This is a genomic window from Celeribacter baekdonensis (genome assembly GCF_003047105.1).
Classification (GTDB): Bacteria; Pseudomonadota; Alphaproteobacteria; order Rhodobacterales; family Rhodobacteraceae; genus Celeribacter; species Celeribacter baekdonensis_B.
On the sequence record NZ_CP028475.1, the window covers coordinates 1,018,210 to 1,036,837 of the forward strand.

At 58.3% G+C, this 18,628-nt stretch carries 21 protein-coding genes and 1 tRNA gene; 6 read left to right on the top strand and 16 right to left on the bottom strand.

Translation table 11 applies throughout. The features are described from left to right. Positions 1 to 1,146, bottom strand: coding sequence for a heme A synthase (gene ctaA / locus DA792_RS08500; protein ID WP_107719573.1), 1,146 nt, complete (start codon positions 1,144 to 1,146; stop codon positions 1 to 3). A gap of 190 nt (positions 1,147 to 1,336) precedes the next feature. Between ctaA and DA792_RS08505 the strand changes: the two genes are divergently transcribed. Further along, positions 1,337 to 1,741 carry an SH3 domain-containing protein gene (locus DA792_RS08505; protein WP_107719574.1) on the top strand — a complete coding sequence of 135 codons (405 nt, stop codon included), beginning with the start codon at positions 1,337 to 1,339 and terminating at the stop codon, positions 1,739 to 1,741. Between the two features lie 72 nt (positions 1,742 to 1,813). Here DA792_RS08505 and DA792_RS08510 read toward each other — a convergent pair whose 3' ends face one another. Further along, the gene (locus DA792_RS08510) at positions 1,814 to 2,575 is read right to left on the bottom strand and encodes an RNA methyltransferase (protein ID WP_107719575.1); all 762 of its coding nucleotides are present in this window, start codon (positions 2,573 to 2,575) and stop codon (positions 1,814 to 1,816) included. A gap of 117 nt (positions 2,576 to 2,692) precedes the next feature. Between DA792_RS08510 and DA792_RS08515 the strand changes: the two genes are divergently transcribed. Further along, a complete protein-coding gene (locus DA792_RS08515) occupies positions 2,693 to 3,334 on the top strand; it encodes a thiamine phosphate synthase (RefSeq protein WP_107719576.1) in 642 nt (213 codons plus the stop codon). On the opposite strand, the gene DA792_RS08520 is transcribed toward DA792_RS08515, so the two are convergent. The 3 genes from DA792_RS08520 to DA792_RS08530 form a co-directional block, all read right to left on the bottom strand. Beyond that, positions 3,331 to 4,104, bottom strand: a complete 774-nt coding sequence (locus tag DA792_RS08520; RefSeq protein WP_107722623.1) for a lysophospholipid acyltransferase family protein — start codon at positions 4,102 to 4,104, stop codon at positions 3,331 to 3,333. The genes DA792_RS08515 and DA792_RS08520 overlap by 4 nt on opposite strands. A gap of 80 nt (positions 4,105 to 4,184) precedes the next feature. Further along, complete coding sequence (locus DA792_RS08525; protein WP_107719577.1) at positions 4,185 to 4,964, bottom strand: GNAT family N-acetyltransferase; 780 nt, start codon at positions 4,962 to 4,964, stop codon at positions 4,185 to 4,187. Between the two features lie 175 nt (positions 4,965 to 5,139). Next, positions 5,140 to 5,319 carry a DUF3553 domain-containing protein gene (locus DA792_RS08530; protein WP_107719578.1) on the bottom strand — a complete coding sequence of 60 codons (180 nt, stop codon included), beginning with the start codon at positions 5,317 to 5,319 and terminating at the stop codon, positions 5,140 to 5,142. Positions 5,320 to 5,362: 43 nt separating this feature from the next. Between DA792_RS08530 and DA792_RS08535 the strand changes: the two genes are divergently transcribed. Then, a complete protein-coding gene (locus DA792_RS08535; RefSeq protein ID WP_107719579.1) occupies positions 5,363 to 5,962 on the top strand; it encodes a histidine phosphotransferase family protein in 600 nt (199 codons plus the stop codon). A gap of 166 nt (positions 5,963 to 6,128) precedes the next feature. Here the strand turns inward: DA792_RS08535 and DA792_RS08540 are convergent, their stop codons facing one another. From DA792_RS08540 to DA792_RS08575, 8 genes are all read right to left on the bottom strand, one after another. Further along, the gene (locus DA792_RS08540; protein ID WP_107719580.1) at positions 6,129 to 7,394 is read right to left on the bottom strand and encodes a glutamate-5-semialdehyde dehydrogenase; all 1,266 of its coding nucleotides are present in this window, start codon (positions 7,392 to 7,394) and stop codon (positions 6,129 to 6,131) included. Further along, on the bottom strand, positions 7,391 to 8,491 hold the full coding sequence (gene proB, locus DA792_RS08545; RefSeq protein WP_107719581.1) for a glutamate 5-kinase: 1,101 nt from the start codon (positions 8,489 to 8,491) through the stop codon (positions 7,391 to 7,393). The genes DA792_RS08540 and proB overlap by 4 nt, the downstream gene beginning before the upstream one ends. Further along, complete coding sequence (obgE, locus tag DA792_RS08550) at positions 8,479 to 9,528, bottom strand: GTPase ObgE (protein ID WP_107719582.1); 1,050 nt, start codon at positions 9,526 to 9,528, stop codon at positions 8,479 to 8,481. The genes proB and obgE overlap by 13 nt, the downstream gene beginning before the upstream one ends. A 67-nt stretch (positions 9,529 to 9,595) precedes the next feature. Next, on the bottom strand, positions 9,596 to 10,159 hold the full coding sequence (locus tag DA792_RS08555) for a GNAT family N-acetyltransferase (protein WP_107719583.1): 564 nt from the start codon (positions 10,157 to 10,159) through the stop codon (positions 9,596 to 9,598). A 39-nt stretch (positions 10,160 to 10,198) separates the two neighbouring features. Further along, a complete protein-coding gene (locus DA792_RS08560; protein ID WP_107719584.1) occupies positions 10,199 to 10,756 on the bottom strand; it encodes a GNAT family N-acetyltransferase in 558 nt (185 codons plus the stop codon). Positions 10,757 to 11,014: 258 nt separating this feature from the next. Beyond that, positions 11,015 to 11,284, bottom strand: a complete 270-nt coding sequence (gene rpmA / locus DA792_RS08565) for a 50S ribosomal protein L27 (protein WP_009571819.1) — start codon at positions 11,282 to 11,284, stop codon at positions 11,015 to 11,017. 22 nt (positions 11,285 to 11,306) lie between these two features. Then, positions 11,307 to 11,891: a 50S ribosomal protein L21 gene (locus tag DA792_RS08570; protein WP_009571818.1), complete on the bottom strand. Its 585-nt coding sequence runs from the start codon at positions 11,889 to 11,891 to the stop codon at positions 11,307 to 11,309. A gap of 276 nt (positions 11,892 to 12,167) precedes the next feature. Continuing rightward, complete coding sequence (locus tag DA792_RS08575; RefSeq protein ID WP_107719585.1) at positions 12,168 to 13,058, bottom strand: DUF2059 domain-containing protein; 891 nt, start codon at positions 13,056 to 13,058, stop codon at positions 12,168 to 12,170. A gap of 241 nt (positions 13,059 to 13,299) precedes the next feature. Between DA792_RS08575 and DA792_RS08580 the strand changes: the two genes are divergently transcribed. Both DA792_RS08580 and DA792_RS08585 read left to right on the top strand, forming a co-directional pair. Continuing rightward, positions 13,300 to 13,389: transfer RNA gene (locus DA792_RS08580), tRNA-Ser, on the top strand. Positions 13,390 to 13,608: 219 nt separating this feature from the next. Beyond that, positions 13,609 to 13,824, top strand: coding sequence for a hypothetical protein (locus tag DA792_RS08585; protein WP_107719586.1), 216 nt, complete (start codon positions 13,609 to 13,611; stop codon positions 13,822 to 13,824). 62 nt (positions 13,825 to 13,886) lie between these two features. Here DA792_RS08585 and DA792_RS08590 read toward each other — a convergent pair whose 3' ends face one another. From DA792_RS08590 to DA792_RS08600, 3 genes are read right to left on the bottom strand one after another with little or no spacing between them, the layout of a single operon-like run. After that, the gene (locus DA792_RS08590) at positions 13,887 to 14,234 is read right to left on the bottom strand and encodes a hypothetical protein (protein ID WP_107719587.1); all 348 of its coding nucleotides are present in this window, start codon (positions 14,232 to 14,234) and stop codon (positions 13,887 to 13,889) included. A gap of 51 nt (positions 14,235 to 14,285) precedes the next feature. After that, positions 14,286 to 15,701, bottom strand: coding sequence for an RtcB family protein (locus DA792_RS08595; RefSeq protein WP_107719588.1), 1,416 nt, complete (start codon positions 15,699 to 15,701; stop codon positions 14,286 to 14,288). Positions 15,702 to 15,705: 4 nt separating this feature from the next. Next, positions 15,706 to 16,710 (bottom strand): hypothetical protein, encoded by a 1,005-nt coding sequence (locus DA792_RS08600; protein WP_107719589.1) that lies wholly within the window; start codon positions 16,708 to 16,710, stop codon positions 15,706 to 15,708. 272 nt (positions 16,711 to 16,982) lie between these two features. On the opposite strand from DA792_RS08600, the gene rtcR reads away from it, so the two are divergent. Further along, the gene (gene rtcR, locus DA792_RS08605; RefSeq protein WP_107719590.1) at positions 16,983 to 18,554 is read left to right on the top strand and encodes an RNA repair transcriptional activator RtcR; all 1,572 of its coding nucleotides are present in this window, start codon (positions 16,983 to 16,985) and stop codon (positions 18,552 to 18,554) included. Positions 18,555 to 18,628: the final 74 nt, after the last annotated feature.

Sequence of the window (18,628 nt, forward strand, 5' to 3'; positions counted from 1 at the left end):
TTAAAGGCCCTCCCGGACCGATTGAGGTTTGGGATAAAAGCTTAGGAACCGGGCACGCGAAATGGCGACAAACAGCGCCACGGCACCGATTTGATGCGCGATGCCAAGATGCAAAGGCGCGCCGTTGAGAACCGTCACGATGCCCAAGACCAATTGTAAAAACAGCACCGCCGCCATCAGGTTAAACGCCCCTGCCGTGGTGCGATTGGCGGATTTGCGGCCCCTGGACCACAAGACGATGCCGTAGATCACCAAAAGATAGCCCATGACGCGATGCACAAATTGCACCAAGGCCGGGTTTTCAAAGAAATTGCGCCAGATCGGCGTGATGTCAAACGGGTCCGGCGGCAAGACCTGCCCGCCCATCAGCGGCCAATCAGTATAGCCCCGCCCGGCGTCAATCCCGGCGACCAAAGCCCCCAGAATGATCTGAAGAAAGGCGAAATGCAGCATGCCGGTGGACATGCCAAACAGCTTTTTGTCCGTGGCGCGCCGGGCCTGCATCAATTCGGGCTCAGTGCGCCCCAGCAAAAAGACATACCACGCGATAAAACCCAAGATGATGAACGCCAGCCCCAGATGGGTGGCGAGGCGGTAAGAGGCGACATCAAGCCGCGTGCCCTCAAGCCCAGATGAGACCATCCACCAGCCGATCGCACCCTGAAGCCCGCCCAAAGCGCCGATGAAAATCAAACGTTTGTGCCAGCCGGTTGGCACTTTGCGCGCCAAGGCAAAGCCTGCGTAGCCCAGGAACCAAACCATGCCGATCACCCGGCCAAGCTGACGGTGGCCCCATTCCCACCAATAGATGCTCTTAAATTCGGACAGGCTCATGCCCTCGTTTTGCAACTGATATTCGGGGATTTTTTGGTATTTTTCGAACTCGGCGGTCCAGGCGGCATCCCCCATTGGCGGCACAGCCCCGGTCACGGGTTTCCATTCGGTGATCGAGAGACCGGAATCGGTCAGCCGGGTCAGCCCGCCGACTGCGATCATCATCATCACCAGCGCGAAAATCACCATCAACCACGCCCGGATGCCCTTGCGTGCGCCCCGGCCCCGTTTTTCGATCAGACCGGTTTTCGGGGCGGCTTTTGGTGTATCACCTGCGGCCACCTCTTCGAAAATGCTGCGTTTTTGCGCCATGGTTTTCCCTTATCTTTGCGTGCAGGAAACCTAGGAGCGTGGAACACGAAGGGCAAGCGGTCTTGGCGATGAAAATCGCATCGGATTGGGGTTTTTCACCGGATGCCACGACGGAAAAACCGGGGGGTATCGTATCATGATCAGATGCCCAAACGGCGAGACACTCCGGCGGGCATGATAGGAGGATCCGATGAAACACGGTCGCCATATTTTTTCAACATCCCTTTTGATCGCCGCCTTGGCCGCAGCCCCCATGGTCGCGCCCTTTGCCGCAATGGCCCAAAGCGCGCCGCGTCCGATGCAGCAACAGCAGCAGTTGAAGGTTCACGTGCAAGATCAGATTTATGTCCGCAAGGGCGTGACCCTGAACGGGCGCGCAGGACCGGGCACGCAGTATCACAAACTCTTTGCCCTGCAATCTGGCACACAGCTCAAATTGCTCAATCAACAAGGCGGCTGGGCTGAGGTCCAAACCCCTCAAGGTCAAAAGGCTTGGGTGTCGAGCCGGTATTTGATGTGTGACGGCACATGCGGGCTGCACCTTGGGATGCAAACAGGCCCACAAACCGGCATGGGTCTGGGGGCCAACCGCTAAACCTGCCTCACAGCCCGTAAAACACCAAAGGCCCCCAATTTGGGGGCCTTTTTGTCGTACCGTCTTTGGTGCTCAGCCGCGCTCTTTCCACCGCTTCATCTGCCGCATCACCCCGTGCAACATCTGTACATCGGCGCGCGTCATCGGCATCCGTGACCACAGATTGCGCAGGTTGAGCTTCATGCTATGCGCCTTGTCTTCGGGGAAAAAGAACCCCGAGGTCTCAAGAATTTCCTCATAATGGTCGCCGAGCTTTTCGACCTCAAGATGACCTGCCCAGACGGTTTTGGCCAAATCAACCACTTCGGGGGCGACCTCTGTGGTCTGGCGGCCCCATTCATAGGCATTGAGCAACACCGCCTGTGCGAGGTTGATCGAGGGGAACTCCGGGTTCACTGGCACGGTGATGATGGCATTGGCCTCCACCACGTCCTCATTTTCCAATCCCGCGCGCTCTGGCCCAAACATCACCCCGACCTTGCCGCCAGATGCGGTGATGGCGCGGGCGTGTTCCATCGCACGTTCGGGCGTCATGACGGGTTTGGTGATGCCGCGCATCCGGGCTGTGGTGGCAAAGACATAGTCGCAATCGGCCAGCGCTTCGCGCACCGTACCAAACAGGTCCGCCTCATCCAAAAGCCGCCCCGCACCCGAGGCCATGGCGACGGCATTCGGGTTGGGCCAGCCATCACGCGGAGCAACGATGCGCATCCGGTCGAGCCCGAAATTCCACATCGCACGGGCCGCCGCACCAATGTTTTCCCCCATCTGTGGACGCACTAGGACGAAGGCGGGGGTCGGCCCGCTTTGGGTGACGTTCGGCGCGTCTGACATGAAGGACCTCTAAATCTTGGATTTGGCGCGTGATAAGCGCATTTGCCCCCGCTCGCAAGACTTCCGCCCGCGCAAAGCTTGCGCTATAGGAGGCGAAACCCATTTTCGGAGACCAATATGTCCGACCCCATTCAAGAGCGCCCGCAAATCTACCTGTTGACCCCGCCCGCCTTTGATCTTGACAGTTTCCCGGCGCGTTTGGCCGAGGTGTTGGATGCCCATGCGGTGGCCTGTGTGCGTTTGGCGTTGGCGTCCAAGGACGAGGATGTGTTGGGCCGGGCCGCAGATGCCTGCCGCGAGGTTTGCCATGCCCGCGATGTGGCGATTGTGATTGAGGCGCATGTCGCCTTGGCCGAACGTCACGGTCTGGACGGCGTGCATTTGACCGACGGGTCGCGTTCCGTGCGCAAGGTGCGCAAACTGTTGGGCGACGATGCTATTGTCGGCGCCTTCTGTGGCGCCTCGCGTCATGACGGTTTGAATGCAGGCGAAAGTGGCGCCGATTACATCGCCTTTGGCCCGGTTGGCGACACCGATCTTGGCGACGGCACCCAAGCCGAAAAAGACACGTTCCAGTGGTGGTCCGAAGTCGTCGAAGTGCCGGTGGTGGCCGAGGGCGCATTGACGGTTGAGATCGTCAAAGAGTTTGCCAAAATCACTGATTTCTTTGCCATTGGCGACGAGATTTGGAACACCGAAGACCCGGCCAAAAGCTTGGGCGCCTTCATCGCTGCGATGGACGCTGGGCTGAGCGCCTAAACGTCCAAATAGGCCGCAGGAACAGGCGGGAGCGCCGAACGCACCGCCTCTTCACACATACGCGCCATCTCTTTGCGGTCTTTCACGTCTTTGACCGCAATCGGCGCGTGGAAAATGACCTCGACCCGCCCCTGCGGCGCGGCTTTGAGCACCTGCACCAGCGAGGGGCCAAATTCCATATCGCCCCACCAGCCATAAAACCGCACATCCTGGCCCTCGGGCGCAATATAGCGCGCGGTGACGGGCTGAATCCAAACCTCATCACGCAGTTCGGGCGTAAAAAACGCCGCAAACAACGTCGGTTTGAATGGCAGGACCCGTAGGCTGTCGCTCGATGTGCCTTCGGGGAAAAACAACAGCTTATGCCCCATATGCAGCCGCTCTTCGAAAACCTGTTTTTGCAGTGCCGCCTCTGCGCGGTCGCGGTTGATAAACACCGTCCCTGTGGCCTTGGCCATCGTGCCGATGCCGGGCCAATGGGCGACCTCGGCTTTTGAGACAAAGAAAATCCGCTGCACCGCGTTGAGCACAAAAATATCAAGCCATGTCGAATGATTGGCCACCACAGCGCCGTGGTGGCGCATCGGTGTGCCGCGCACTGTCAATGCGATGCCCATCAGGCGCAGCGCCATGCGTGACACGAACCGGGGGAATTGCGACGACCACGGGCGGCGTTTGCCCTTGATCAGGCGCTCGACGCCGCGTGTGGCCAACATCAGGACCATGCAGATCGCAATCAGGCCAATCACCGGCACGCCGCGCCGCACCATCCGCCATGTGCCGCCCAAAGCCCCGCCTTTAACAGGGGCCGGTTCCGCAGGCGGAATGCGGCTTTCCCATAGCGGCGCACTCACCCGTTGAGACCCTTGGTGTACATCTCGCGTTGGCGCGGAGAAATTTCGGCAACATCCAGGATCAACAACACATCCACCGTGTCAAAGGCCTGATCGACATAGGCCCCTTCGCCAACTTTGCCGCCCATGCGCAGATAGGCTTTGATCAGCGGCGGGATCGCCAACATGGCGCGTTTGCGGTCGATTTGATCTTCGGGCACCAAATCCATCGTCTGGAAATGGGCATCCACCGTGCGCGCGCGCAACTCAGGCGGAGCCAGATGTCGATGGTGCAAAAGTGACAGAGATTCGGCATGGCGCGCGACATCCGCATCAAAGAAAGAGGCGGTGCCAAACAACACATCAAACCCTTCTTCGATCACATATTTCGCCAAACCAGCCCACATGTGGAACAAAGCCGTGCCGCCACGATATTCCTTGGCCACACAAGAGCGCCCCAGCTCCAAAAGTCGCTTTCCCGTGGCTTTCAATGGTGTCAGATCATATTCATCTTCGGAGTAAAACCGGCCCAAAAGCGCCGCCTTTTCCCCGGATAACAGTCGGTACACCGCCACACATTGCTCCAACGGGTCGTCAGAGCGGGTCACGTCGATCAACATCAAGTGGTCATAATCAGGATCAAACCGGTCGGCCTCAAGCATGGCCACATGGTCCACCATCGGCCCGTTTGAGCCAAGTTCCTCAACAAATACCCGATAGCGCAGGCGTTGCGCCGCGCGTAGATCCGCCTCATCTTGGGCAAATCTCAATTTAAATCGCGGCTCTTGGGCGCTCATACGGGGGGGTGATCCTGCTCTCATCGGTGGACGGGTTTTAGGGTTTTGTTGGTTTCAATGCAACAGACGAGCGAAACAGGTGAAAAATCACTATCGCTAAGGTTGATTAAACATGAAGTCTCAGCGACCATAGCGCGAACAAACCGCCAAATAAAGGCGGGCAAATCGCACTTATTCACCCATACACAGGGGAAAGCACCACATGTCGGCTGTCGATCACAATCTTACCTGCATGTTGAAACATCACGGTCACCTTGCCACCGATGTTCGATTGGACTTGACCGATGCCCCAATCCTCTTGCGACGGATGTCGCACCATTTGACCCGGTTCCAACATCGCATTGAGATCTTCCATCGCTGATGCGCTCCTCACACAGACTGTCCCTAAAGGATAAAACATGACCCAAGACCTCGCCCGCGACATTGCCGCCATGATCGGTTCCCGCATTTGTCACGATATGATCAGCCCGGTGGGCGCGATCTCAAATGGGGTGGAACTTTTGAACATGTCGGGCGTCAGCGCAGGGCCTGAACTCAGCCTTATCTCCGAAAGCGTGGAAAATGCAAATGCTCGGGTGAAATTCTTTCGCGTGGCCTTTGGCATGGCCTCTCCCGGTCAAATGTCTTCGCGCGCCGAAATGGTCACCATCCTCAAAGGCATTTCCACCGCCCGCCTCACCTATCATTGGGACGCCACAGAGGACATGCCGCGCGAGGAGGTCAAACTCGCCTGCTTGATGATGATGTGTCTGGAAACCGCCCTGCCCCGTGGCGGCGAAATCCGCCTGTCCTGTTCCGGCGGGCAATGGAGCGTGCGGGCGCGTGCCGATCGTCTTGAGCCCTCGCCCGACCTGTGGGCCCGCCTTGGCGCGCTGTCCAAAGCCGAGGGGCTCAAACCCTCCGATGTTCAATTCCTTTTGGCACCGATGCAGGCCGCCGCTCTTGGACGCCGCATCACCCATTCTTCCGGCGACGGGGTGATCACCCTGAACGCCTAACTCACTCCCAGCCGCCCCATGTGATCCTGAGGGCGGCACCTTGAAGGCGCGGGGCCCCTCTGACCCGCGCCTTCCTTTTGTCTTCTCAGCCTCTCAATGCAAGACGCGCGAAAGGCCCCCCTTCCGCGCGTCTTTACCGTGATAAAATAGTCAAATATCCGCGCGGTTACGCCCGCACTGACCCCTCAGAGCTCACCAGATATTTGAACGAGGTCAATTGCTCTGCCCCCACGGGCCCACGCGCGTGCATTTTGCCCGTGGCGATGCCAATCTCGGCACCCATGCCAAATTCACCGCCATCGGCAAATTGGGTCGAGCTGTTGTGCATCAAGATCGCGCTGTCAATCTCGGCAAAGAACCGCGCCACATGTTCGGGTGTCTCGGACAGGATGCAATCGGTGTGGTTCGACGAATACTGATGAATGTGATCAATCGCGCCGTCGATCCCGTCCACCACTTTGGCGGCGACGATGCTATCGAGGTATTCGTGGCCCCAATCGTCTTCGGCGGCCGGGATCACCGCGCTGTTCATCGCCTGAACGGCCGCATCTCCACGCACTTCAACGCCTTTGCCGATCAGTGCCGCAATCACATCTGCGCCCAAGCTGTCGGCCACCTGACGGTCAATCAACAGGCATTCCACCGAACCACAAATCCCGGTGCGCCGGGTTTTGGCGTTGATCACCACATTCATCGCTTTGACCGGATCGGCAGAGGCGTCGATGAAGATATGCACGATGCCTTCGAGATGGGCAAAGACCGGCACCCGCGCTTCGCGTTGCACCAGCCCAACCAAGCCCTTGCCACCACGCGGCACGATTACGTCGATGTAATCGGTCATGGTCAACATCTCAGAGACCGCCGCCCGGTCCCGCGTCGGCACACGCTGGATCGCATCTTCGGGCAAGCCAGCGGCCTTGAGCCCATCGACCAAACAGGCGTGGATCGCGCCGGAGCTGTGAAAACTCTCCGAGCCACCGCGCAGGATCACCGCATTGCCCGCCTTAAGGCACAACGCACCGGCATCCGCAGTTACATTCGGGCGGCTTTCATAGATCACGCCAATGACGCCCAAAGGCGTGCGCACCCGTTTGATATGCAGGCCGGTGGGCTGGTCCCATTCGGCCATCACATCGCCAACCGGGTCTTTTTGCCCAGCGACCGCGCGCAAGCCGTCAACCATGCCCTGAATGCGCGCCTCATCCAACATCAGCCGGTCCATCATCGCATCCGTGAGGCCCTTATCACGGCCAAAAGCCATGTCTTGCACGTTTGCCGCAATGATCTCCGCGCGCCGGGCCCAAATGGCATCGGCGGCGGCGTTCAATGCGGCCTGCTTTTGCGCGGATGTGGCCACGGCCAGCTTGGCACTCGCGGCTTTCGCGCGGGCGCCCAAATCCTGCATCATCGTTTTTACGTCTAACTCTGTCATAGCACCAAATCATCTCTGTGGATCAAAGCGGCCCGACCGGAATAGCCGAGGATCGCCTGTATATCTTCGGAATGCGCGCCTTTGATTGCCTCGGATTCTTGCGAGGTATAGCGGGTCAGGCCCAACCCAATGCGCGCGCCATTGGGTCCAAGGACCACCACTGGTTCGCCGCGGCCAAAATGGCCAACAACCTCCGAGACGCCGACGGGCAACAGGGAATTTCCATGCGCGAGCGCACGCGCAGCGCCCGCATCAATGATAATCTCGCCTTTCGGCTTCATCGCGCCGATCCAGCGTTTGCGGGCGCGTTCCGGGTCTTCGTGGGCGATGAACCATGTGGCGCGTGCGCCCTCTTCCAACGCCTGAATCGGCCGGTCTTTAAAGCCTTCGGTGATGGCCATGGTGCAGCCGCCCGCAATGGCGGTTTTGGCCGCCATGATTTTGGTTTTCATCCCGCCCTTGGACAGGCCCGACACCGGATCACCAGCCATGGCTTCGATCTCCGGTGTGATATGTTCGACCGTGGCGATATGGCGGGCGGAGGCGTCAATATTGGGGTTTGCGGTGTAAAGCCCGTCAATATCGGAGAGCAACACCAACCGATCCGCGCCGACGGTGACCGCGATTTGCGCCGCCAGACGGTCGTTGTCGCCATAGCGGATTTCATCGGTGGCCACCGTGTCGTTTTCATTGACGATGGGCACCGCGCCAAGGCTCAACAGCGCATCCAATGTGGCGCGCGAATTGAGATACCGGCGGCGATCGGCGCTGTCTTCCAGCGTCAATAAGATTTGCGATGTGGTGATGCCAAGTGGCTCCAACACCTCTTGATAGGCCCGCGCCAAACGGATTTGCCCGACCGAGGCCGCCGCTTGCGAATGCTCAAGTGGCAGTTCGCCTGAGGGCAGGTGCAAAATTCCCCGCCCCAGTGCGATAGAGCCCGACGAGACCAAAATCACCGCCGCACCACGCGCTTTGAGCATCGCGACATCTTCGGCCAGGCCCTTGAGCCAAGCCGCGCGCAAGTCCCCGCGCTCGACCAAAAGCGCCGAGCCGATTTTGATCACAACACGTTTTGCGCCGCTTAGGGTTGCCAATTCTGGTCTTCCTCTTCGTCCGACGCTTCGGCCTGTTTGGTCCGCAAACGGTCCATCGAAATCTCGGCCTTGAGCGCGCGCAGCACGGTCTCAACCCCGGCTTTGGTCGCGCCAGACATGGTGTACACCCGTCCGCCGGAGGCCTCCTGCAGCGCCGCCAGTTTCTCATCAATCTCCTCGTCCATCAGGCTGTCGACCTTGTTGAGGACCGTGATCCGGGGCTTATCGCCCAATACATCGGAATAGTTTTCGATCTCGGTGATGATGGTCTGATAATCCGTCACCACATCCTCGGCAGTGCCATCGACCAGATGCAACAACACCGCACAGCGTTCGACGTGCCCCAAGAACAAATCGCCCAAGCCCCGGCCCTCAGACGCGCCTTCGATCAGGCCCGGAATATCGGCGACAACAAATTCGGCACCATCAATGCCCACCACCCCAAGGTTCGGGTGCAACGTGGTAAACGGATAGTCCGCGATTTTAGGCCGCGCATTCGAGGTCACGCTCAAAAACGTTGATTTCCCGGCATTGGGCAGGCCCAAAAGCCCGGCATCGGCGATCAATTTCAACCGCAGCCAAATCGTGCGATCAATCCCCGGCTGACCCGGATTGGCCGACCGCGGTGCTTGGTTGGTCGAACTTTTAAACCGCAGGTTGCCCCAGCCGCCATTGCCGCCCTTGGCCAACACAAACCGCTGTCCGACCTCGGTCAGATCGGCGATCACCGTTTCTTCGTCTTCGTCCAGAATTTCAGTGCCCGCAGGCACGCGCAGCACAATATCCTCGCCATCCTTGCCGGTGCGATTGTTGCCCATGCCGCCTTGGCCGTTTTGGGCGAAAAAGTGCTGTTGATAGCGAAAATCAATCAGCGTGTTGAGCCCATCCACCGTCTCGATGATCACAGAGCCGCCGCGCCCACCGTCGCCGCCGTTGGGGCCGCCGTATTCGATAAACTTTTCGCGCCGAAACGACACACAGCCGTTCCCGCCGGAGCCCGATCGAATGTAAACTTTGGTCAGATCGAGAAATTTCATGTCTTTGTCCTTCTGTGCCCCATGATCCTAGGGCTTTGGGCAGATGTATCGCGGCTCGCCGCCAAACTCAATGTGCGTTGTCATATGCAGTGTTGTGAGGCACCGTGTCAGGGGATTGGCGCGAAGACCACGTCTCACGCGTCAAGATCATGCATTGTGCCTCACGCGGTTCACCGCGCGCCACACAGTTCTGTCGCATTCTCTGCGTGTCCTCAAACCCCAGCCTTTTGAGAATGGCCCGAGATTTGGCATTCTCAACAAAGTGGTAGGAGGCAAGGCTCAGGCCATCATGGGCGAACCAATGATCGACCACCGCCTGCGCCGCCTCCAACATATAGCCATGCCGCCAATGGGGTTGGCCAAGCCAATAGCCAAGATGTTCGGCAATGCCGATCACCCCCATGATGCGGCCCGTGCCTTTATGAACAATCCCAAAGCGATAGGGGCTGTTGAGCCGGGCAATGAACCATTGCATCTCGATGACGCCATAGGGGTATGGAATCCGGCTGAGCCATTTCGACACCTCAAAATCATTCAACAACCGCGTCAAAGGGGCCGCGTCCGTTTGGGTCAGCGGGCGCAGGATCAAACGGTCTGTTTCAAGGGAGAAGCTGTGGGGGTCTGGGGTCATCGGGGTCTGTCCTAGAATGGGCGACCCCGATGTCCGGGGTCAGTCGAGTTTGCGCAGATAGGTCCAGGTTGGGACCAAGGTGTTGCGCGCGACAGAAAAGGTTTCCGCATCGCCGATATATGCAAAGCCAGCGGCGGTCACGACCCGAGCCGAGGCTGGGTTGTCCTGAAAAATCTCGGCAAACATGGTTTTGGAGCCGAGCGGGTTGGCCGCCACCAGTGCGCCCAAGGCCATGCGCGCCAATCCAGTGCCCCAAAAGGACGGTGCGACCCAAAAGGCCACTTCGGATTGATCGCGTCCGAGCGGCTTGAGGGAAATCACCCCCAAAACTTCGGACAACTCATGGTCGGAGCCATCAAGCACCCACACTTTTTCCTCAGTGCCCGGTTTGAGCGCACGGGCCACGAAGGCCTCTGTGGCGCCGGGCGGCAAAGGATGTGGCAACGAGCGGGAATTGCGCGCCACGCGCACGTCCCCTGCATACATCGACAAAAGCCCCGCATCCGAGCGGCGCGGCGGGCGCAAGACAAACCGCTCCGTTTCAATCACTGCCTGTGTATCAGCCTCAACCGCGTTTTTCACGATCTCCATATTCATCTCTCTTCCTCCTGAAAGAGCTGGATTCTTATTAATCCGATATAAGCACCTTTTCCTCCCCGAAAAGGCCCCTTTGAAAACCCCCATCCCGGGGAAGCGGCAAGGTACACAGCACATACGACAGCAATATTAACGCTGACTTAGCCAAACTGGCCCTACACCGCTTTTTGCGCTGATCCCGCCAAATCACGCGGCATCATGCAAAAGGGGACCGGCTGCGCCGATCCCCTTGATTTTTTCAAATCCGTATCGGACGGCTTATTCAGCGGCCTCCGCCACTGGAAGAACCGATACAAAAGTGCGTTTTTTCAGGCCTTTGTGAAAGGTCACTTTGCCATCAGTCGTCGCAAAGATGGTGTGATCTTTGCCAAGACCCACGCCTTCGCCCGGCCAAAATTTGGTGCCGCGCTGACGCACGATGATGTTGCCCGAAATGGCCTCTTGGCCACCGTAAAGTTTGACGCCGAGACGGCGGCCAGCTGAGTCGCGACCGTTACGGGACGAACCGCCTGCTTTTTTATGTGCCATGGTGTTCTCTCCTTAACTACGCTTACTTCGCCAGTTCTTTGGCTTGTTCAACCCACTCGGGTTTGACTTTGACGGCGTCGAAGGTTTCGACGTCTACAGAAGCCAACTGAGCGAAAGTGGTGATGCCTGCTTCGACCAATTTCTTGGCTGCAGCGGGGCCGACACCGGTGATGGTGGTCAGATCGTCAGCGCCTGCAGCGGGAGCAGCAGCTTTCGCGGCTTTCTTCGGAGCAGCCGCTTCGACAGCGGTTTTCGGAGCAGAACCTGCGCCGATCGCCGCTTTGACGCCCGTTGCATCCGCACCAGCTTCCAAAATGTCGGTGATGCGCAGCAGGGTCAGTTGCTGACGGTGGCCTTTTTTACGCTGCGACGAGTGCTTACGACGACGCTTGACGTAGTGGATGAGTTTCTCACCCTTGATTTGGTCGATGACTTCGGCTTGCACGCCGGCGCCTGCCACGAGGGGCGCGCCGATGGTGGAGCCAACCATCAAAATCTCGTTGAACTGGATTTTTTCACCAGCTGCGGCCGCAAGTTTCTCAACGCGCAAAACGTCACCGCTTTGCACTTTGTATTGCTTGCCACCAGTCTTCAGAACCGCAAACATGCAGTTATCCTTTCGATATACCCGCGTTTTGTGGCCCCGAGGCAAATCCCCGACGTTCATGCCGTCAAACAGCGCGCCCCTTGTTGGGGTCGAGATTGTCATTTTGCCAATTTGAACCTGATTTCACATCGTTTTAAAAAGACGTGAGGCCCAAAAGACATCACCCGGTCGCACCTTGTGGTCCGCCGGGTGGCGCGTGTATCGGGAATCGTGGCTCAAAAGTCAAGGCCGGATTAGCGGCATCGTCGCCCACACCGGCCTTGCGCGCGCTTAACCTTAAAGTTGCTCACCATCATACATTTGCATCAGCATCGAGGTCCCTGCCCCAAGCCCACGCGACAGGTCCGCATAAACCGCATCAAAGGCCGCGAACAGGGCAAAGTTCAACTGCCGCCCTGCCTCACTGCGCGAAAACTCGACATAGCGCGCAAACTCTTCGTCACTCAAGGAATCATAGGCCAGCGTCGAAAACCCATAGACCCATTCGGACACGTCGGCCCGCACTTCGGGCTCCGTCGACCAAATCTCACGCATCAGGTCGCTTTCGCTCATCACATCTGAACCTGTCATGGTCCAAAGCCCGCGGTAATAGGCGATATCGCTGTTCATCGCGCCCACCACGTTCATTTCTACCAAATCATTGGTCTGCACATAGTCTTCAATCAGCTTGGCGCGTTTGGTGCCGGGATCAAGCGCCGCCCAAGCCTCACCTGCGGCGGCCTGCGCCGCATCCCCGGTCATCGCTTTACGCGTGTCGAGTTCAAGCTGCGCAATAGTTTGGCCCAAATCGGTGGTGTAAAACGCCACCATAGGGGTCAAATCTGCGCCCTCAAGCGCCTTGCTCATTTCCGACCGAAACGCCGTTGCCATGGTTTCAGGGTCATACAACCGATCAAGCATGTTTTGCCACGCGGGTTTGGGCACACCATAGCCCGCCTCAACGAAATCATCGACCATGCCGCGACCTTCGTCACATAACACCTTTGAGACGTCGGGAAACAACAGGACCTGCAACAGCGCCTCGATATCCGCGTCCTGCGCCCCGCTTTCCGCCTGGGCCGCATAGGGAACAGACAGTGCCATCGTGACCGCCATCATCGCGGTCGCAACAAAAGTCATCGCTCGTGTGAGCCAGGCCCCGCGAAAGCTGCGCGCATGTTCGATCATTACATCCCTTTCCAAAGCGGTCTATGGCCACACATCAGGACACCATATCTCCGTCTTGCCCCATTGTTTTAAAGCCAATTCAGTTACCGAATGGTAAGCAGACACAAAGGTTTTTGCCAAGTCATCAAAGTGTTTTTGACCACAAAGGCGGAATTTAGCGCAGCTTTGGCAAAAAGAATGTCACGAAAGGGCTTGCGCCGCCCTCACAGCCCCGCTAAATCACCCGCCACCAGACCCCCGCGGAGAGGTGCCGGAGTGGTCGAACGGGGCGGTCTCGAAAACCGTTGTCCCTTTACGGGGACCCAGGGTTCGAATCCCTGTCTCTCCGCCACAATCCCCTTTAAGTTATTGTTTTTTGCCACATATATCTGGGGTCGATTGTCACTTTGCATGTTCTACTACATGTCGCGGGATTGGCTGGATCAGGCCGATTGGTAGCCCGACGACAGCGAACAACCTCACGCATTCGTGAACTCGACAGTTACCCTTCGGCCTCGCCGCGTAGCATAGTGCGGGCAAGACATGTCAGGATTTGAGGGATAAGCGCTGCATGGGGAAGCTCGAAAAGGAACTTGAAGATTTGGTCGGGTTTGTCGGCAGCGGTGGCGGCTTTGGATCACCGGACGCCGCAGAACAACACCAACGCGAAATTGATCTTCTCAAATTCAAGATCACAAGACGCGACAATTTTAAGCTCGCAATCATCAGCGCAATCATCGGCGCATTGGTGGGCGCTGGCGTTACAGCGGTTAGCCAATTTTTTTGACGAAAAAAAGCCCCAGCGCTTCGCAGCAACCGGACAGCAGTTCTCAATTGGTCCTTGAGATTTCAGAACCAGTTTTCAGGGATACCCACACTCAAGCGCTCGGCGTCGGGATCAAGGCCCGCACCAGATTGCTTGAGTGCCTTGCGCGTGATCCGCATGTGAGCGCCCAAAGTTTGGTCAGCAGACAAGGTTTGGTCAGGAGACAAGGCGGCCTCTGCCGTGGTGAACGCCGTGCTGTCACCGATAGAACCGCCCTCAGTCACAGCCCAGCCCGCGACCGCGCCAGCCGTTGCCACCGGCCATGCGTCAGAACCTGGAGTGATGTTCACACTGGAAATGCCAAGTTTCGCAGCAACAGACGCCGGAAAGAGACGGCCAATAATCGGGCGGGTAAACTCCCCCTTGAACATGAACCAATTTGCACAGATTTGGGCGAGGTATGCCCCCGCCCAAATCTAATTTCAACGCCGCCCCTTTTTGCGCGTCAACCAAAACGGCGGTACATCTCCGGCCATGACGCAGCCATAGGGGTCGATGTAATCCTCAATCTCGGCCAGACCATACTCCTTGATTTGATCCACAACCGAGGCCGCATCTTTATAGCCCGACGGCAATTCTGACGCGTCGATCCCGCCCGCATGAAAGCGAATATCAAGGCCAGCCGTCTCAACGCCCAACCGCGCCTCGGGGGTCATTTCTCCCATCCGGCGGCGATGCTCGGAGCGTGAAAAGTTACGCCCTGCGCCATGCGGGCTAAAGCCAAGCGCATGATCTGCGTCCAACCCACGCACGACCAACACAGGCTCGGCCATGTTGAGCGGGATGAGCGTCAACCCGGTGGCATCCGGCGCATAGTGATCCCAGGCCGGGGTTGCCCCCTTACCATGATAGTAAAGATCACCGCGTTTGAAGACGAAGTTATGTTCGTTCCAAATGCGCGCCCCCGCCCCGCTCACATGCGCGACCTCAATGGTCGCTTGATGCAGCGCGTTGTGGTTGGCCTTGGTCCATTTACGGATCAGTTGCAGCGCCTGCCAATAGGCTTGTCCCTCGGCGCTGTCCGCTGGAATCCAAGCGTTTTGCTTGAGGGTCTCGGGCGAAAGTGTCTTGCGAAACTTTTGTGCCACCTCCATCCCAAGCTTATACAACACCGCCCCCGGACCTCGCGATCCGTGATGGGTGACCATCGCCACACGCCCGGTTTTGCGCGACCGCCCGACGAACAAAAAGTGGTTCCCATCCCCCTGCGTGCCCATATGTTCCTGTGCCATGCGCAGGATTTTCGGATGGTTCAGAAACGGGTTTTCGCGAAACGCGTCGAGCAATTTGAGCGACGTGGTAAACCGCGCACCGTTGTGCCGACCGCCCGGGCCAAAATGGGTCACCGATTGCGCGGCATCAAGCACCGCCTTCGGGTCCACCTCGCCCAGATCGCTCATCATCACCGAACAACAAATATCCGCCGAATGCATCCCCGGATGGATGGCGTTTTTCGCCGCCACCACGCCGCCGACAGGAATGGTGCCAACCGAGCCCGCCGGACAGGCATCCGGCATGACCGATCCACTCACCACGGTCGGGGTTTGCATCAAGACCTCCATCGTTTCGCGCACTTTTGCCACGTTGTCTTCTTCGTCCGGGGTCTGGGCGCGAATGTTTTCATAAAACGCCACAGCGCCTTTCGGACGCAACGGCAGGGCTGGCACAATTTTTGGCTTCTCCGCCTCAAGCTCCTGACGGATCTCTTCGGGCAACGCTCCAGCCGCCTGCATCTCGTTGGCCCGCGCCAAAAGGGCGGGAAACTGCGCGCCCGGCACATGGCCCCAATCAATCAACTCTGCGCCTGAAATTGCGGTCAGGGTTATCTCTTTGGTCATTGTCTTATCCTGTTCTTAAAGTCTTTGGGTCGGCCCATTTGCGGGCCATAAATTCCATCCGGCGACGCACCGAAGGCGTGCGATCAGCTTTGAGCGCCTCAACCAATTCGGGGACCACATTCGGCCCGAGCCGGATCAACGCATCGGCGGCAAGTCTGCGCAAAAGGGCCCATCGGCTTTGCCCCGCCACCCAAAGAATGGCGTCTCGTTGCTCAGAGGCCACCATGAGCCGCCAGGTTTCAAACACCGGCACGCACCGTGACAGCCCCTGCGGCTTACAAATCCACTCCCTGCGGCGCCCGATTTGCCAACGCGCCTCTGCGCTCAAAAGCACCTCTGTGGCGACGGCGCGCACCTGCAAGGACCGCGCCTGTGTCGCCAGCCGAAACAGCAACGGGTCCAGCGCGTCCGAGCACAATTCCGCCCGCATGATCCGCGCCAAAGGACCACGATCCGCCTCGATCAAAACCGAAACAACCGCCTCCGCCCAGTCCGGGTGTTGCCGCATCGCAATCAGTGCCGCGCCGGAACTGCGTCCCCACTGGCCGGAGCGAAGCAAAACAAAGGGGACAAGCTGACGCAGATCCTTCTCGGACAGGCCGGGCAGTGCAGCGTCGAGTTTGCGCTGGGCGGTCGCACGCACCTGCGGCACCCAGTCGTTGGTGCGCATCATCACAAACATCACCATCGCCAAATCACCACTCTGCGGCGTCATACACCGCACCGCCTGTTCGCGCAGATGCCCGTCAGAGGCCGTCGAAACCAAAAGCGGGGCAATCTGTGCGGCGGACTGGGGCAGCTTTCTTGCAGGCTCCCGCCACGCCACATCGCGCAATGCGTTTCCCAGCGTGCGCTCCGCAATCATCAACGCCTCCGGCGTCAATCGAGACAGGCGTCTCTCAAGCTGCGCGATTGCGATGTGATGAACACCGCCAATGCCGCACCGCCCATTATAGAGCGCCTCGGCCGCCATCACGGCCAGTTCATACAATGTTACGTCATCGGTCATCGCCTGTGCCTTTCGTGCCTGGCAGGTTGGGAAAAAGGGGCCGGGAGCACAGGGAATGGGCCCTTGCTCCCGGCGATTTACGGACACGGATTTGCCCGTTCTTCTCTCTTCACTCTTTCGGTGAGGCTTTTGTCGCATCACTATGCCTCTGTGCGTATAAAAAAGTGAAATACACATAATATACTGTTTTTAAATGATTAAATCCTATTTTGACAAGACACACATAAACCTATACGATATTTTTGTATCGTATTTTATATTTTAAGATCGTCATGAGAAACGTCGTCATCGGTTTCCTAGGCACAACACTTGATGCTGGGCGCAAACGGCATTGGAAACCATCGCCTTCACTGGTGAGTCATCCCGATTTCCCGGTGGACCGGTTCGAAATGCTCTACGATCATCATTTCAACCGGCTCGCTTTGGCGGTGAAACATGAGATCGAAGCGATCAGCCCGCAAACCGAGGTGGTGCTGCATCGCCTCGACCTTGTCGACCCTTGGGATTTCGAAGAAGTCTATGCCAAACTGTTCGATTTTGCCCGCGGCTACGGCTTTGACGAGGACCGTGAACAGTATCACATCCACCTGACCACCGGGACGCATGTGGCGCAAATTTGCTGGTTCCTCTTGGCCGAAAGCCGTCACGTTCCAGCGCAATTGGTGCAAACCGGACCACCACGCGGCAACGATGCCACGCCCAAACTCGACGTTATCGACCTCGACCTGCGGCGCTACAATGCGCTGCAACATCGCTTTGACTTGATATCGCAGGAATATAGCGACCTGCTCAAAGGCGGTATCGCCACCAAAAATGCCGCCTATAACGGCTTGATTTCACAGATCGAACATGTGGCGGGCGCAACCCGTGCGCCGATTCTGTTGCTGGGCGAGACTGGCACCGGCAAAACCCAATTGGCCGAACGCATCCACAGTTTGAAACTGGATCGACGGATGATCAAAGGTCGGATGGTGCATGTGAACTGTGCCACATTGGCCGGACCTGACGGGATCGCGATGCTGTTTGGCCAAAGACGTGGCTACACCGGGCAAGCCGGGTCCGAGCGCAACGGATTGCTGCGCGAGGCCGACGGTGGCGTGTTGTTTTTAGATGAGATCGACGAGCTTGGCCTGCGCGAACAGGCGGTGATCCTGCATGCGATCGAAACCGGGCGCTACTATCCTCTGGGCTCCGATTACGAAGTGACGAGCCGGTTTCATGTCATCGCCGGGTCAAACCACGACCTACGAAAACGCGCCGCTGAGGGTCTGTTCCGCCAAGATTTGCTCAGCCGCCTCACCGCATGGACCTTTGAATTGCCGCCCCTGCGACACAGGCGCGAGGACATCGAACCGAACCTGATGTTTGAACTGGCCCGCGCCGAGAAAGAGCTTGGCATGCGCTACGGGTTTAATTTGGATGCCCGCGAACGCTATTTGAAATTTGCCCGCGATCCGGCGACACCATGGTCCGGCAATTTCCGCGATTTTGGTGCTTCGGTGCGGCGGATGTGCATTTTCGCCGCCCGTGGCCGCATCACCCGCGCCATGGTTGAGGAAGAAATCCTGCGCCTGCGCGCGCTGTGGTCCGAAGCCACTGCCGATGCGGATCAGACCCTTCTGCACCCTCTGCTGGGCCGTCAGGCCGAGGCGATTGATCTGTTTGATCGCGCCCAACTGGCACAGGTGATCCGCAGTTGCCGTCAAAGCGCAAGCCTCAGCGAGGCCGGGCGCACCCTGTTCTCGCAGTCCCGCAACCGACGCACCTCAACCAATGACGCTGACCGACTGCGCAAATACCTTGCAAAATATGGCCTCGATTGGGACGCCGCGCATGGCCTGTGAGGGGATTTGCCGCTCTCCATCAGCCTCAAAGGGGTATCCTGAGGTTGAGCCGTCACGTTGCGCCAGTCTTGCCC

Excerpts from the sequence above, each read along its gene's own strand:
- DA792_RS08595 (WP_107719588.1), bottom strand. The coding sequence starts at position 15,701 with ATGACCAAAGAGATAACCCTGACCGCAATTTCAGGCGCAGAGTTGATT.
- DA792_RS08575 (WP_107719585.1), bottom strand. The coding sequence starts at position 13,058 with ATGATCGAACATGCGCGCAGCTTTCGCGGGGCCTGGCTCACACGAGCG.
- DA792_RS08515 (WP_107719576.1), top strand. The coding sequence starts at position 2,693 with ATGTCCGACCCCATTCAAGAGCGCCCGCAAATCTACCTGTTGACCCCG.
- DA792_RS08505 (WP_107719574.1), top strand. The coding sequence starts at position 1,337 with ATGAAACACGGTCGCCATATTTTTTCAACATCCCTTTTGATCGCCGCC.
- DA792_RS08560 (WP_107719584.1), bottom strand. The coding sequence starts at position 10,756 with ATGAATATGGAGATCGTGAAAAACGCGGTTGAGGCTGATACACAGGCA.
- ctaA (WP_107719573.1), bottom strand. The coding sequence starts at position 1,146 with ATGGCGCAAAAACGCAGCATTTTCGAAGAGGTGGCCGCAGGTGATACA.
- DA792_RS08525 (WP_107719577.1), bottom strand. The coding sequence starts at position 4,964 with ATGAGCGCCCAAGAGCCGCGATTTAAATTGAGATTTGCCCAAGATGAG.
- DA792_RS08520 (WP_107722623.1), bottom strand. The coding sequence starts at position 4,104 with ATGGTGCGGCGCGGCGTGCCGGTGATTGGCCTGATTGCGATCTGCATG.
- rtcR (WP_107719590.1), top strand. The coding sequence starts at position 16,983 with ATGAGAAACGTCGTCATCGGTTTCCTAGGCACAACACTTGATGCTGGG.
- obgE (WP_107719582.1), bottom strand. The coding sequence starts at position 9,528 with ATGAAATTTCTCGATCTGACCAAAGTTTACATTCGATCGGGCTCCGGC.
- DA792_RS08530 (WP_107719578.1), bottom strand. The coding sequence starts at position 5,319 with ATGGAAGATCTCAATGCGATGTTGGAACCGGGTCAAATGGTGCGACAT.
- DA792_RS08600 (WP_107719589.1), bottom strand. The coding sequence starts at position 16,710 with ATGACCGATGACGTAACATTGTATGAACTGGCCGTGATGGCGGCCGAG.
- DA792_RS08535 (WP_107719579.1), top strand. The coding sequence starts at position 5,363 with ATGACCCAAGACCTCGCCCGCGACATTGCCGCCATGATCGGTTCCCGC.
- DA792_RS08510 (WP_107719575.1), bottom strand. The coding sequence starts at position 2,575 with ATGTCAGACGCGCCGAACGTCACCCAAAGCGGGCCGACCCCCGCCTTC.
- DA792_RS08570 (WP_009571818.1), bottom strand. The coding sequence starts at position 11,891 with ATGTTTGCGGTTCTGAAGACTGGTGGCAAGCAATACAAAGTGCAAAGC.
- DA792_RS08555 (WP_107719583.1), bottom strand. The coding sequence starts at position 10,159 with ATGACCCCAGACCCCCACAGCTTCTCCCTTGAAACAGACCGTTTGATC.
- rpmA (WP_009571819.1), bottom strand. The coding sequence starts at position 11,284 with ATGGCACATAAAAAAGCAGGCGGTTCGTCCCGTAACGGTCGCGACTCA.
- DA792_RS08540 (WP_107719580.1), bottom strand. The coding sequence starts at position 7,394 with ATGACAGAGTTAGACGTAAAAACGATGATGCAGGATTTGGGCGCCCGC.
- DA792_RS08590 (WP_107719587.1), bottom strand. The coding sequence starts at position 14,234 with ATGTTCAAGGGGGAGTTTACCCGCCCGATTATTGGCCGTCTCTTTCCG.
- DA792_RS08585 (WP_107719586.1), top strand. The coding sequence starts at position 13,609 with ATGGGGAAGCTCGAAAAGGAACTTGAAGATTTGGTCGGGTTTGTCGGC.